We start from the raw sequence: 13,595 nt of genomic DNA on the forward strand, positions 1-13,595 counted from the left end.
ACTCCTTGTCTGGGCGGGCGCTACTTCTTTGCGCGCTTCTTCCGCCCGGCGATCTTGCCGCGTTCCACCGCGCTCAGCACAACTTTGCGCACCCGCACGGATTCCGGGGTCACTTCCAGGCATTCGTCATCAGCAGCGAATTCCATAGCTTCTTCTAGGGTAAGGCGTCGCGGCGCTTGCAGGGTCTCAAACACGTCGGCGGTGGCCGAGCGCATATTTGTCATTTCCTTGGCGCGCACCACATTGACGTCCATGTCCTCATCGCGCGGGTTTTCGCCCACGACCTGGCCCTCGTATACTTCCTGGCCCGGGGTGACGAAGAACGTTCCGCGATCTTCCAGACGCTGGAGAGCGTAGGCGGTGACCTGCCCGGCCCGGTCGGAGACCAGGGAGCCGGTGGCCCGCGAGGAAATCTCCCCCATCCAGGGAGCGTAACCTTCCGAAATCGAGGCGGCAATACCGGTACCGCGAGTTTGAGTGAGGAACGCGGAGCGGAATCCAATCATGCCGCGTGCCGGCACCACAAATTCCATGCGCACCCAACCGGTACCGTGATTCGCCATCGTTTCCATGAGACCCTTGCGGGCAGCCATAAGCTGGGTGACCGCGCCGAGGTATTCTTCCGGAACATCAATGGTGGTGCGCTGCATCGGCTCGCATACCGTCCCGTCAATGGTGCGGGTAACCACCTGGGGTTTACCCACCGTCAGCTCGAAACCTTCACGGCGCATCTGCTCCACCAGAATGGCCAGAGCCAATTCCCCGCGATCCTGCACTTCCCAGGCATCGGGACGCCCGGTGGGGAGCACCCGGATGGACACATTGCCCACGAGCTCCTGATCGAGGCGGTCCTTGACCTGCCGCGCGGTGAGCTTATGGCCCTTGCCTTCGGTGCCGGCCAGCGGCGAGGTATTAATTCCGATGGTCATGGAAATGGCCGGGTCATCCACGTGGATAGGCGGCAGCGGGCGCGGATCCTCCGGATCCACCAGGGAATCACCAATGGTAATTTCGGGAATACCCGCGATGGCCACAATATCGCCAGCCCGGGCAGAGGTGGCCGGTTTACGTTCCAGACCTTCGGTAAGAAGCAGTTCGGAGATATGGGCCGACGACGTCGTACCATCAGCGCGTACCCACGCAACCGTCGCGCCCTTCTTAATAGTGCCCGAATAAATCCGCAGCAGGGCGATACGCCCGAGGAAAGGCGAGGCATCCAGGTTGGTAACCTGGGCGGCCAGCGGCGCATCCGCCTCAAAATGCGGGGCGGGAATATAGTTGACGATCGCCTCGAATAGCGGCTCCAGATCGCTGCTTTCAGGTAGCTGGCCATCCGCGGGACGGGTGAGGCTGGCGCGCCCGGCTTTCGCCGAGGCGTAAATAACCGGGGTTTCCAGCAGGGAATCAAGCATATCCGGGTCGGGATGATCCAGGTCGGAGGCGAGGGAAAGGAGGAGATCCTGAGTTTCGGATTCCACCTCGGCGATGCGCGCATCCGGGCGATCCACCTTATTAATAACAATAATGACAGGCAGCGAGGCCTCGAGGGCTTTACGCAGCACGAAACGAGTTTGCGGAAGCGGGCCTTCGGAAGCATCGACAAGCAAAATAACACCGTCCACCATGGACAGTCCGCGTTCAACTTCCCCGCCGAAATCGGCGTGGCCGGGGGTATCGATCACATTAATAGTGATGCCTTCAGGCGCACCGGCTGTGGCCGCGGCCGGCCCGCGGTAATGGATCGCGGTGTTCTTCGCGAGGATGGTAATACCTTTTTCGCGTTCCAGTTCTCCCGAATCCATAACGCGCTCCCCGGTTTTTTCCACGGTGGCGCGCTCTCCGAAAGCCCCGGCCTGCCACATGAGCGCGTCCACGAGCGTAGTTTTCCCGTGATCAACGTGCGCCACAATGGCAACGTTGCGAAGATCGTTGCGACTATCCATAACCTACTTCCCTGCCGGCCCGCGCCGGCGTTGTGATATGAGGGATGCGCGAGCGCAAACCCCTGGCAATGTTACTCGCCTGGCCCGCACTGTATATGCCACCATGTCAAGAATCACCACCGCCGCCCGCAGCTTTCGGCAATCAGGCCGTGAACGTGGGAAAATATACTTATGTCTGCACGTTATCGTCTTCGCGGCGCCTCGGCCGCCCCCACCGCCGGGCTGTGCGGCGCTATCGGAATCATTGCTCTGGTCATGCAGGTGTGGCAGGGCGGGCGGGGCTATCTGCCTCCCGCGGCTGTATTTGCGGCAGGCATGTGCCTGGCCGGCTACGCCCTCTTTTATTTGCCCAGCGTGGACGTAGATGGTTCCGGGGTGACGATACGCAATACTTTCCGCGATCTGCGGGTTCCGTTCCCGCGGCTGCGCGGGGTCGAATCCGGGTACGGTCTTGTTATAACGACGACGGACGGAGCGGCCATCCACGCCCGGGCTTTCGGTACCGTCGGGCGCCCTACCCCGGATACCCGCCGCGTCATTCCGGTCCACGAATCGGGTGACCACACGGTCACCACGGCAACACTCCCGGTGCGAAAGTTCATTGAGTCGGTAGCCTCTCGTTATGCTCCCACCGGTGCTCCCAGCGAGCACCCCCGGGTGGAACGGCACTGGGCCTGGGATCGGCTCGCCTTCGCGGTGGCCGGGGTGCTCGGGGTGTTCGGCGGTATTGCCTGGTCGGTGGCACTGTGAGCGCGAGCGAGGCAGGCCGCGGGGCCGAAACGTCCCGGTCCGGCGAGGTGGCCGGGCCCGGCGGTGTCAAGCGTCAAGGAGGCGAGGTAACCCTGCGTTCGCGCGGCCAGATCGTCAAGGGCGGCTTTCTCATCGCCCTCGGGCTCGCGCCTCTCATCTTTATTGCGGCCGGGGTTGCTATGCCCTTCTCCGCCCCCGTTGCCTTCTTCCTTGCCGCCGGGATAACCGGAGCTGCTTGGTCGTTCTTTTTCCTCCCCGAGCTGCGCTATAACGCGGAAGGTCTGAGCATTATTAACCCGCTGCGTACCATCCGGCTACCTTGGGGTGCGGTAGCTCGCTTCACCACCCGCTTTTATCTCACAACCCATGCTCAGGGTGGCGAACACTGGGATGCGGCGGCGTTCCCGGCCGGCGGAGCGCTAGCGGCCGGGCGCCGCCTCCTTCCCGCGCGTCACCCGGCCGCGGCCCGCCACGTTGATCTTCCCGCACGTCCCGGGCGCGGCACCGCTATCCGGTGGGTGACGCTCGCCCGGGCTGCCGAACAATTACGGGCAGCGCAGGAAAATGCAGCGTCAGGTCCAGGGAGCACACCACGTAGCACAGTAGGTAGCACAAACCGCCCGGTCCGATCCGTGGATCTGGGCCGAGCGGTTCTGTGCGCGGCGTGGGTGGCCTGCCTAGCCGCCGCCTGCGGCCTGGCGTTCACCTAAGCGCCGGAGTAGCTCTCGCCTAGTTGGCGGCGTCGTCCTCACTCAAACGCAAACGCGACACTTCCCGGCCCTGCTTACGCAGCAGCGCGTGGCGTTCTTCGCGGCGGCGGCGCTGCTCAATCGGTTCGGGAACCGGAGCGGCCGCCAGGAGCCGCTGCGTGTAGGCTTCTTGCGGGTTGTGGAGGACGTCCTCGCGCTGGCCCGCTTCTACAACCTTGCCGTTTTGCAGCACTACCACGCGATGCGAGAGCATATCGACCACCGCAAGATCGTGCGAAATGAAGAGGCAAGCGAAGCCCATGTCATCCTGAAGTTCGGAGAGCATGGTTAGAACCTGGGCCTGGACGGAAACGTCCAGCGCGGAGGTCGGTTCGTCCGCGATGAGGAGCTTGGGGCGCAGGGCCAGAGCGCGAGCGATGCACACGCGCTGGCGCTGACCGCCGGAAAGCTCATGCGGGTAGCGGTTGAAGGAGGAACGCGGCAGCCGCACCGCATCCAGCAGATCGTACACACGCTGGCGACGTTCCGCCTTGGTGCCGACCTTGTGAACGTCAAGCGGTTCCATAATGCAATCGCCCACCGGGAAACGCGGGTCGAGGGACGCGGCCGGATCCTGGAAGACCACACCCACGTGCTGGCGCAGTTCCTGGGCGTGCTTACGGGAAGCGCCCACCAGATCTTCGCCGAAGATCTTTACCTCACCGGCCGCGGCCGGGATAAGCCCGAGCACGCACTTGCCGATCGTGGATTTACCCGAACCGGATTCACCCACGAGCCCGACGATTTCACGTTCCGCAACATCCAGGGACACATGGTCCACAGCGCGGAAGGGTTCCTTACCCGGAATCTCGTATTCGATAACGAGATCTTTGGCTTCCAGCACCTTTTTATCAAGGTCGATGGACGCTTCCTTTTCCAGGGAGAAACCGAATTGTTCGCGGCCCTGGCCCAGGTGCGGCACCGCTTCCAACAGGCGGCGCGTATAGGGATGCTTGGGGTGATTGAGAACCTGGACGACGTCGCCCGATTCCACAATCTCACCCTTGAACATCACGTGCACCCGGTCAGCCATATCCGCGATCACGCCCATGGAGTGGGTGATGAGGAGAATACCGGTATTGAGCTGGTCCTTGAGGGAGCGCAGCAGGTCGAGGATATCCGCCTGGACGGTAACATCCAGGGCGGTGGTCGGTTCGTCCGCAATAATGACGGAGGGGTTGGCGATAAGCGCAATCGCGATAACCACGCGCTGGCGCTGCCCGCCGGAAAGCTGGTGCGGGTACTGGTTCATGCGTTCTTCGGCATCGGGCAGCCCGACGGCCTTGAGCATGGCGACCGCGCGATTGCGGGCATCTTCCCCGAAGGCAAGCCCGTGGGTTTCCAGACCTTCCGTCATCTGGCGGCCGATGGTGAGCACCGGGTTGAGGGCGGTCATGGGCTCCTGGAATACCATGCCCACTTCCGCACCGCGCAGCGCACGCATGCCCCGCGAGGTCATTCCGCGTACTTCACGCCCGGCTACCTGCACGCTTCCGCTAATAACAGCATTGGAGGGGAGCAGGCCGAGGGCCGTTGTGGAAGTCACCGATTTACCGGAACCGGACTCGCCAACAAGACCCACCACTTCGCCCGGGCGCACATCAATACTCACGCCGCGCACGGCGTGAACCGCACCGAATTCGGTGGCGAACTTGACATCCAATTCCCCGAAGCCGAGCACCGGCTTATCGGTTTTCGGATGCGGGGTGACGACGGGCTGGTCAGCCTTCAGCGTGGCCGTGGCCGCCGTCGCGGCGGCTTTATCCTGCGTTGTTGCAGCGCGTTTTCCGAGACGCATTTATTCGCCCTTCCTTTCGGTGGCGTCGGATGCGGGAGCGGCGTGCTCGCCACCCGTCGCGGTGGTGGCCGCAGTGGTCACCGGCATGAGATCAGCTTCGACGTCGTTCTCAATATGTCCTTCGGCGAGGGCCTTCATCTTGCGGCGCGATACCGCCGAACGCTGGCGCGGATCGAAGGCATCACGCAGACCGTCACCGATGAAGTTAATGGAGAGCGCGATGATGAGGATCAGGCCGGCCGGGGCGAAGAAGAGCCAGGGGCGCGTTGAGAACGTGGTCTGGTAGGTAGAAATAAGCAAACCGAGCGAGGTGGCCGGCGGGCGCACCCCGAAGCCGAGGAAGGACAGCGACGTTTCTAGCAGAATCGCCGACGAAATCGACAGGGTTGCCGAAACGATAATCGTGCCCAAGCAGTTCGGGAGGATGTGACGGAAAATAATACGCCACGGGGAAGCTCCCAGCGCGCGAGCCGAAGCTACGAATTCACGTTCGCGCAAGGAGAGCACTTCGCCGCGCACCAGGCGGGCCAGGCCCGTCCAGGAGAGCACGCCCAGCATCACCGCGAGGAACAAGATACCTTGACTTCCCACCATCTTGCCGATAACCGCCGCGAGAATAAGGAGCGGGATCACGATGAAGAGGTCGGTGATGCGCATAAGTATCGCTTCGGTCCAACCGCGGAAGTAACCCGCGGCCGCGCCGATAATCGTGCCGATAATGGTGGACACCAGCCCGACAACGAAGGCGATAATAATCGAAATCTGGGTGCCCTTCATGGTCAGGGCAAAGTAGTCCTTACCGATATTGTCCTGCCCGAAGGGATGTTCGCCCAGCGAGGTCCAGGTCATCGTCGGTTTGCCGTTATTAACGACATCCAGAACGTCCATGTAATTGTGGCGCCACAGGCCGGAGAAATGCCAGTGCAAGCCGAAGAAGCTCATATTCCAGCCAATGGACAGGAAAGCCACCAGCGTCACAAGAATAAGAACGACGGCGGACACCATCGCGGGCTTATGCCGCAGGAAACGGCGCAGCACCAGGCGCCCCTGCGAATAGGAGGGGCTGGAGGAAGCGAGCTGAGCGTCGTCTACCTCAACAACGTGTTCCGGGTCGAGCGACGCGACGGTTGTTTTCGAACGATTCTCACTCATCGGATTCTCCTCGGGCTTCGTGACGATTCATGGGGGTTGTCAGGCTCATGGTTACCGCCTAATCCGAGGATCGACGTAGGCGTACATGATGTCCGCGACCATATTCATAAGCACCGCGGCTCCGCCGGTGACCAGGAAGAAAGCCATAACCGGGGCCGGATCCACCTGGGCAAGCCCGGTTCGGAAGAGTTCACCCATGCCCTTCCAGCCGAAGACCGTTTCGGTAATAACGGCGCCGCCGATCAGGCCCGCAAAATCGAAAGCGATAATGGTCAGCAGCGGCAGCATGGCATTACGGAAAGCGTGCCGGGTAATAACCGTGTGTTCGGGCAGGCCCTTGGCCCGTGCGGTACGGATGTAATCCTGACCGAGCACTTCCAGCATCGACGAACGCGTATAGCGCGTATAGGACGCAATAGACATAAGCGTCAGCGAGATCGTCGGCAGCAGGAGGTGGGTGAAGGAATCCAGGAAGCTCAGCCAGAATACGTGGCTACCCTGGAAATTCGGGGTCATCGAACCGATAGTAGAAATCGGGCGGTTCTGGGTGAGCGGCAGGTAGGTTGACCAGTAGCGGGCGGCGAAATCGAAAATAATCGCGATCCACACCGAGAAGACGGCCCAGATCGATGCCCAGGTCACCGAGCGGCGCGCGTAGCCACCGAAGAAGTAGGACACGCCCACAGAAGCGGCCATCCCGAGAACCAGAATCAAGATGAGGAAGCCCCAGGTCGGCTCCCAGAGCATATTCGAGCAGGCCGCCACGATGACGAACATAATTGCAGCATTGATTCCCACCACGGCAAAGCCGCGCTTATTGGAGAATCCGAGGAAGAGGCCGGTGAAGAGCACCGTGCCGGCCAGGCCCATAAGAGCTTCAATCCACAGCCCGCCAGTAGGTTCAAGGAAGGCACGGGTCACGGAAATGTATTCCATAACACCGAAAGCCACGGCGAAGCTGATGCCCGCGGCCATGGCGCGCCGCTTCGGACCGCCGGCCACGAGGGCCTGTACAAAGAGTGCGAAGATGCCGGCAAATATCACGATAGTGACCAGTGAGATTGTTGGATCTGCCAGCCAGTCGTTAAAGCGAATAGCGCCGTATTCCTTCAGGAGCACCGCGAAGACGAAGGCGGGCAGTGAGTAGAAGGTGAAGGCGAGGAAGGTCACGATGTAATCGAAACCGGTGTAGCGGCGGATTGCGCTCATCACACCGAAGAAGATTCCGAAGAAAATCGCGAGGAAGGTGGCCGCCAGCACGAGGCGCAAGGTGGCGGAAGCGGCCTGACCGAGCATGTCATTAACAGACTGTCCGGAACGGTTAATCCCCAGGTCGCACTGACCGATGAAGCATTTCGCAGCTCCGGTCAGCCAAGCCCAATAGCGCTCATACCAGGGCAGGTCGAGGCCCATGAAGGAGGAGCGCTGCTGCATGAGGTTTTCGCGATTCGGGTTATTGGATTCGCGAAGGTCCTCGAGGGGGTCGCCAGAATTGATCGTAAGAACAAAAATAAGGAGCGACGCGGCCCAGAGGATGAGTACTGAGATGCCAATTCGTTTGGCGATGAATTTATACACCGCGAGACTTCTTTCCGTTCTGTGTGCCGATGGGCGCCGGTTCGGACAATTTTACTCGGTGACTATAGTACATAAGCATTTCCAGACGAAATGGGACGTGGGATGTAACACAGGAAGGCCGCATGAGACTGCACGCCCGGAGGGGCCGCAAGCGCGGCCCCTCCGGTGCAGCTAGAAAATAACTATTACTTCCTATGCATAGAGCTGATTACTCAGCCTTGGCGGGAGCGGAGCCCCAGCCCCACTTTTCGGCGTTCCAACCAATACCGGACTGGGTGACGTTGCGCTCAACGTTCTCCATACCCGTGGTGTAGGCCGCAATACCCGGGTGGGTGAAGAGCGGGATACCGAAGAGGTCGTTCCACAGTTCCTTCTCAATCACCTTCTTGGCTTCCTTCTGGACCTTCGGATCCAGGCTGGAGGAAACCTTGTCCCATTCGGTATCAACAGTGGCGTTAGCATACGAGGTGTTGTTCTGGCCACCGTTGGACTTGTAGATATTCGCACCGGAAACAATCTGGCCGGAGCCGGACCAGGCGAAGAGCACCATGTCGAAGTCGCCGCTCTCATAGCCACCACCCGGGGCCATGAAGCCCTGGGCTCCGACGTCCTGGACGGTGATACCGGCCTGGGCGCAGGAGGAGGTCACGAGGGCAACCTCATCAGAACGGCGCTGGTTGGGCTGGTTGTATCCAATGCGGACCACCGGGTTGGCGATACCGGATTCAGCAACCTTGGCCTTGGCCTTTTCGATATCCACGGTGTCGTATTCACCGTTGTAGGAGGCCGCCACAACTTCCTTGTACTCGGGGTTATCCGGGAAGTATTCGCGCGAGTTGAGGACTTCAGCATTAGCGTTGAGCGGCTTGATGAGCGAATCAACAATCTGCTGACGCGGGATGCAGTAGGCCATGGCCTGGCGCAGCGCGAGGCCACCCTTGTCATTAGCGAAGACGGAGCCGGGGCCGAAGTTGAAGTCGAAGTGCTCCCAAATCATGGTGTTGCCTTCGAGGACGGTCACGCCCTGGGTGCCGTTGAGTGCATCGAGCGTGTCCTTGGTGGCCTGCGGTTCAATAACATTGACGTTCTGGTTGGCGAGGGCCTGAACCTGGCCTTCCGGCGGGATGAAGCGGATTACCAGTTCATCAAGACCGGGCTTCTCACCCCACCAATCCGGATTGGGAACCATGGTGATGTACTGACCGGCTTCCCAACCACCTTCCTTGAGGGTGTAAGGGCCGAAGGACGGCGCATCTTCCGCGGCGGGCAGCTGGCCCGGGGTGGGCGAATTCCAGTTATTCCAGAATTCAGCGGCCTTCTTGGCGGTCGCAAAGTCCTTGTTCTTGAGGGCCTCGAAGAGCTCCTTCTTGGAGATACCGATCTTCTTGGCTACCACGTGCGAAGGAAGCGGACCGGAAACAACCAGCTGCCAATCCGGATTCGGAGCGGCGTAGGTGATGGTGAAGGAACGGTCACCCGCATTGCACTGGGGGCCTTCCGGAACACCGTCCGCGTAGGTATCCGGGCTGGATACGTGGTTGAACAGCGGTTCATCGGAGCCTGCAGCGGCCTGGCCATCCATAATCCACTTCGGGTTCTGGCTAACCCAGTCCATGTAGGCATCTTCACAGGTGATGGGTTCGCCGCCCTGGTACTTAGCATCATCGTTGAAAGTGTACTTCACGGTGAGCGGGTTCTCGGAAACCATTTCATAGTCACCGAGCGGGGTGCCATGCTTCCACTCGCCATTGGCGGAGTAGTAGCCGAATCCGGGCATCATGCGATCAACAACAAGCGAGTTGGCCGAGCTGTAGGTAGTGGGCGTCAAGCCATTGTAGCCCAGGAATTCATCGGCACCGATGGTAACCGAAGCGGTCCGGTTGACATTTCCTTCGACCTGGGTGGGGCCACCCTTGCCGTTGGAGGAACAACCAGTCATGACCAGAGCAAGCGCGGCTGCTCCGGCCACCAAGGGATAAGCGGTCTTCTTCACGAAGGAACCTCCTCATTGACTGTTTCCGTGCCGCGGGGGCAGTCCCCCGGTACGGAGTGATCATGTTCGCGCCGTGAGCGCGTGGAATATGCAAAAGCGGTGCCGGATTCTCAGGAATCCGGTGCGTTGACGATCTCCACAGGATGGAACACGCATTGACATCCTGTGCGGATAGCCAGCGCCACCGCTCTAACCATGGAAAAAGCCTACACGAGTCTTGACGATTTCTTTACGTTTAGGCTCAGTGTTTTTTCATGTGCAAATGTTCACGCTTGCAAAAATTGGAGAAAATCGCAGCATAGAGCCGTTTACGGGCGAGGATCCCGATAGAACCACCCCCGGAAGGAGTCACGTCTCACGCCAGGTATATCTCATATGGTGAGATAGTTTTTCTCAAAATCATTCCAGCAATGAGATAAGCACTGTTTTAGGGCGCCGCGGGGGCGGGCGCGGCAGTACCGTGCCCGAAGAGATCGCGCAGCCGCGCCCGGGACACCTTCCCGTCATCGCCCACCGGAAGCTCATCAAGCACCACCAGGAGGCGCGGGAGTTTGAAGGAGGCGAGCGCCTGGGCAGCAAAAGCCCTGAGCTGATCAAGGCTGGGCACGGGTAGGCTCTGGGGCACCACCGCGAAACCGCCGGTTACCGGATCCGGGGTAGCGAAATCTTCGGGACGGGCTTCGTGGGAATCCATCACAATGGCGGCGCCCACCACCTGGCCCCACACCGGATCTGGCACACCTGTGACCAGGGCGGAACGCACTCCCGGGTACTGGTGGAGTACCCGCTCAATTTCTTCGGGGTGAACGGTATCTCCCCCAGTTTTGATGGTATCGGTGACCCGGGCAACCAGAGTGATATATCCATCCGCATCTACCCGCGCGTGGTCTTGAGAGCAGAACCATTCCCCCGCGAAGGAGGAGCGCTGGTAATTCTCCCCGTGCCAGTATCCGGCCGAAATGCTCGGTCCGCGTAATTGCATTTCTCCGCTTTCCCCGGGTGCCACCGGGGTATCGGTACCCGGCTCCACCAAGCGAATCTCCACGTGGGGCATGGCACGCCCCACCGTTTCAGCCTTGTGTGCCACGCGCGCGGTGGGAAGATACGGGCCGACGCCGCCTGTTTCCACAGACCCCCATATATTCAGCGGATGTAGACCCGCGGCATCCAGGCGCCCCATAAGAGCGGGCGGTACCGCTGCTCCGCCCACGAAGGCGTAGCGAAGACTGGAAAGATCCCGGGCGACGAAGGTGTCGTCGTCGAGCATAAAAGAATAGGTGGTGGGGGTGCCGAACATGGTGGTGACCCGGCGTTCTTCAATAAGGTGCAGCAGGCCGGCCGGAGAGGGAGTACGCGCAATAACAATGCGGCCCCCGCGCGCGAAGTGGAAGAGCGTGCCGCCGTTGAACCCGGCGATAGAGGAACATCGAGCGCTGTGTAAGAAAATGTCATCACGCCCGTAGCCCAGAGCATCATGGAAAATACGATCCGCCCACCACAAATTGTCATGGGTAAGTTCGAGGGCTCGGGGCGCTTCCGGGGGCGCGGGCCGGAACATCATAACGGCAACCCCACTCGGGTATCCCTCGGTATTAAAAGCGGGATGACCGGCGGTGCCATCGGCAACGAAATCAGCGGTGAAACTCCCGGTTGCCGCGCTCAGAGCAATATAGCCGTTGGTGAGGGCGGGAGTGAAAGGTGGGGCGAGGACGTCGTCGTCGATAACAAAATGAATAAGAGTTCCCGTGGAGGTGAAGGCGCCGGCGGTGCCTATCTCCGCGCATGCGATAAGAACGCGCGGGGCCGCAAAATCGACGAGGCGTTGAATCTCCACCGGGTGAAGGCGGGCGTCCACCGGAACGTAAACCGCACCGATGCGGGCGCAGGCCACCGCAACCAGATAGTGATAGGGAGAATTATGGGCCACGATCATAACGCGGTCCCCGTGTGAGACACCGGCCTGGACGAAAAGTTGGGCGAGGCGGGAGGTGATATCGCGGGCCTCACCGACCGTCAGGGCGGTGGCGTCATAGAAGAGACAGGGGCGATCCGGGTTGGCGAAAGCGGTGCGATCAAGCAGATAGGCAACGTTCGTGACGGGGACGCTACTCATTGCTCTCACTTTCTGAGCCCGACCCCGCTCCCCCGCCGGTATCCGCGAGATCCGCATCCGGCATATCAGCTGCGTGCTCCCCGAAAAGGAAACCGCGAATGAGGCGACGCAGCTGGTAGAGATCATCCACGTGGGAGAGCTCGCGCGCCGAGTGCATGGACAGGAGGGGTACGCCCACATCCACCGTGGTGATACCCAGGCGAGTAGCCGTCAGCGGGCCGATGGTGGTGCCGCAGGGAATGGAATTCCGGGAAATGAAGAACTGGTAAGCAGCGCCGGCATCACTAGCCGCCCGGAGAGCGAGCGTGACGGATTCGGCATCGGAGGCGTAACGCTGCTGGGCGTTCATTTTGATAAGCGGGCCGGCACCGGCGCGCGGGGCGGAATCCGGGTCGTAATACTCCGCGTAATTAGGGTTGAGAGCGTGCCCGGCATCGGCAGACATGCAGGCCGAACGCGCCAGTAGCCGGTACCAGCTATCCCCGCGCACCCCGAAGCTTTCCGCGATGCGGGTCAGCACGGTTTCCAGGAAGGGCCCGCTGGCTCCGCTGGTGGTTCCCGAACCGACTTCTTCGTGGTCGAAAGCGGCGAAAACTGGGAAGTAGGGAAGAGTCGCGTCATTCCCCACGCCCGCAGCCACCCCATCGAGGAGCGCACGAAGGCCGGCATATACAGAGGATAAATTATCCTGACGCCCGGCGGATAGGTACGTCCCATTGCGCCGCGGCGGCTCAACATCATATGCGTAGATATCATGCCAGCCGATCCATTCGGCACCGGGCGTTTCCCGGCCCTCCGGGCCCGGCTCCGCATAGCGCGCCAGGGTTTCAAAAAGATCGCTATCGGTATCGGCGCCGAGCTCCGATTCCACCCCGGCATCCCCGCACGCCCCGGTAACAATCGGATGGAGATGCTGCTGGCGATCCAAGGTGAGGCTATCGCGGTTACCCGAAATAAGGTGCGGGGCGAGCTGCGGGATCACCATGCAGGCGGGGGTACGAACCAAGTATTCCCGACCGTCCATATCCGTGATACGCCCGGCCAGGCCAAGGTCACGGTTAAGCCAGGAATTGAGTAGTGGCCCGCCGTACACTTCCATATCGACCTGGGTGTAGCCCCCGTGACGAGAAATGCCGGCCGGCTTGAGTTTGAGGCTGGGTGAATCGGTATGTGCACCCAGGATTCGGAACGGCGCTAGTTCACCGGAACCCGCACCTCGCGGGCTCACCCAGGCAATCAATGCCCCACCGCGCCGCACATAGCGCGCCCCGCGCGCCTCCCAGGCATCCGTTTCGCGCTGCTCGGTGAAACCGTGTGCTTCCAGAATGCGCGCGAGCTGCGCAGCTGCGTGGTAGGAGGACGGAGATTCCGCGATGAACTGCGCGTATCCGCGGGCGTGGTGATCAGCGGCGGTACCTTCCCGGACCCGCATTGGATCCACCGGCGCGGTATCCGCCTGCGCGGTATCAGGCGTGGACTCGGCAAACTCAGACATACTCATGGCCTCCCAGTCTAGTGA

General features: G+C 61.0%; 9 protein-coding genes. 2 read left to right on the plus strand and 7 right to left on the minus strand.

Annotated features, from left to right (window positions below):
• Positions 1–20 precede the first annotated feature (20 nt).
• Entirely contained in the window at positions 21–1,943 is a 1,923-nt protein-coding gene (typA, locus tag ACTFPK_RS07010) for a translational GTPase TypA (protein ID WP_284891033.1), read from the minus strand.
• Positions 1,944–2,114: 171 nt separating this feature from the next.
• On the opposite strand from typA, the gene ACTFPK_RS07015 reads away from it, so the two are divergent.
• Together ACTFPK_RS07015 and ACTFPK_RS07020 are read left to right on the plus strand one after the other, a co-directional pair.
• Positions 2,115–2,693: a PH domain-containing protein gene (locus ACTFPK_RS07015; RefSeq protein ID WP_439911365.1), complete on the plus strand. Its 579-nt coding sequence runs from the start codon at positions 2,115–2,117 to the stop codon at positions 2,691–2,693.
• On the plus strand, positions 2,690–3,403 hold the full coding sequence (locus tag ACTFPK_RS07020; protein WP_439911367.1) for a hypothetical protein: 714 nt from the start codon (positions 2,690–2,692) through the stop codon (positions 3,401–3,403). Before ACTFPK_RS07015 ends, ACTFPK_RS07020 begins: the two co-directional genes overlap by 4 nt.
• A gap of 19 nt (positions 3,404–3,422) precedes the next feature.
• Here the strand turns inward: ACTFPK_RS07020 and ACTFPK_RS07025 are convergent, their stop codons facing one another.
• The 6 genes from ACTFPK_RS07025 to ACTFPK_RS07050 form a co-directional block, all read right to left on the minus strand.
• On the minus strand, positions 3,423–5,240 hold the full coding sequence (locus ACTFPK_RS07025; RefSeq protein WP_016443184.1) for an ABC transporter ATP-binding protein: 1,818 nt from the start codon (positions 5,238–5,240) through the stop codon (positions 3,423–3,425).
• Positions 5,241–6,392: an ABC transporter permease gene (locus ACTFPK_RS07030; RefSeq protein WP_016443185.1), complete on the minus strand. Its 1,152-nt coding sequence runs from the start codon at positions 6,390–6,392 to the stop codon at positions 5,241–5,243.
• A gap of 51 nt (positions 6,393–6,443) precedes the next feature.
• Positions 6,444–7,970 (minus strand): ABC transporter permease, encoded by a 1,527-nt coding sequence (locus ACTFPK_RS07035; protein WP_284891038.1) that lies wholly within the window; start codon positions 7,968–7,970, stop codon positions 6,444–6,446.
• Positions 7,971–8,178: 208 nt separating this feature from the next.
• Positions 8,179–9,963, minus strand: a complete 1,785-nt coding sequence (locus ACTFPK_RS07040; RefSeq protein ID WP_284891039.1) for an ABC transporter substrate-binding protein — start codon at positions 9,961–9,963, stop codon at positions 8,179–8,181.
• 427 nt (positions 9,964–10,390) lie between these two features.
• Complete coding sequence (locus tag ACTFPK_RS07045; RefSeq protein ID WP_087070475.1) at positions 10,391–12,076, minus strand: class I adenylate-forming enzyme family protein; 1,686 nt, start codon at positions 12,074–12,076, stop codon at positions 10,391–10,393.
• Complete coding sequence (locus ACTFPK_RS07050; protein WP_234984469.1) at positions 12,069–13,577, minus strand: M18 family aminopeptidase; 1,509 nt, start codon at positions 13,575–13,577, stop codon at positions 12,069–12,071. The genes ACTFPK_RS07045 and ACTFPK_RS07050 overlap by 8 nt, the downstream gene beginning before the upstream one ends.
• Positions 13,578–13,595: the final 18 nt, after the last annotated feature.

Source organism: Actinotignum sp. UMB0459 (assembly GCF_051905915.1).
GTDB lineage: Bacteria > Actinomycetota > Actinomycetes > Actinomycetales > Actinomycetaceae > Actinotignum > Actinotignum sanguinis.

Excerpts from the sequence above, each read along its gene's own strand:
- ACTFPK_RS07015 (WP_439911365.1), top strand. The coding sequence starts at position 2,115 with ATGTCTGCACGTTATCGTCTTCGCGGCGCCTCGGCCGCCCCCACCGCC.
- ACTFPK_RS07045 (WP_087070475.1), bottom strand. The coding sequence starts at position 12,076 with ATGAGTAGCGTCCCCGTCACGAACGTTGCCTATCTGCTTGATCGCACC.
- ACTFPK_RS07025 (WP_016443184.1), bottom strand. The coding sequence starts at position 5,240 with ATGCGTCTCGGAAAACGCGCTGCAACAACGCAGGATAAAGCCGCCGCG.
- ACTFPK_RS07030 (WP_016443185.1), bottom strand. The coding sequence starts at position 6,392 with ATGAGTGAGAATCGTTCGAAAACAACCGTCGCGTCGCTCGACCCGGAA.
- ACTFPK_RS07050 (WP_234984469.1), bottom strand. The coding sequence starts at position 13,577 with ATGAGTATGTCTGAGTTTGCCGAGTCCACGCCTGATACCGCGCAGGCG.
- typA (WP_284891033.1), bottom strand. The coding sequence starts at position 1,943 with ATGGATAGTCGCAACGATCTTCGCAACGTTGCCATTGTGGCGCACGTT.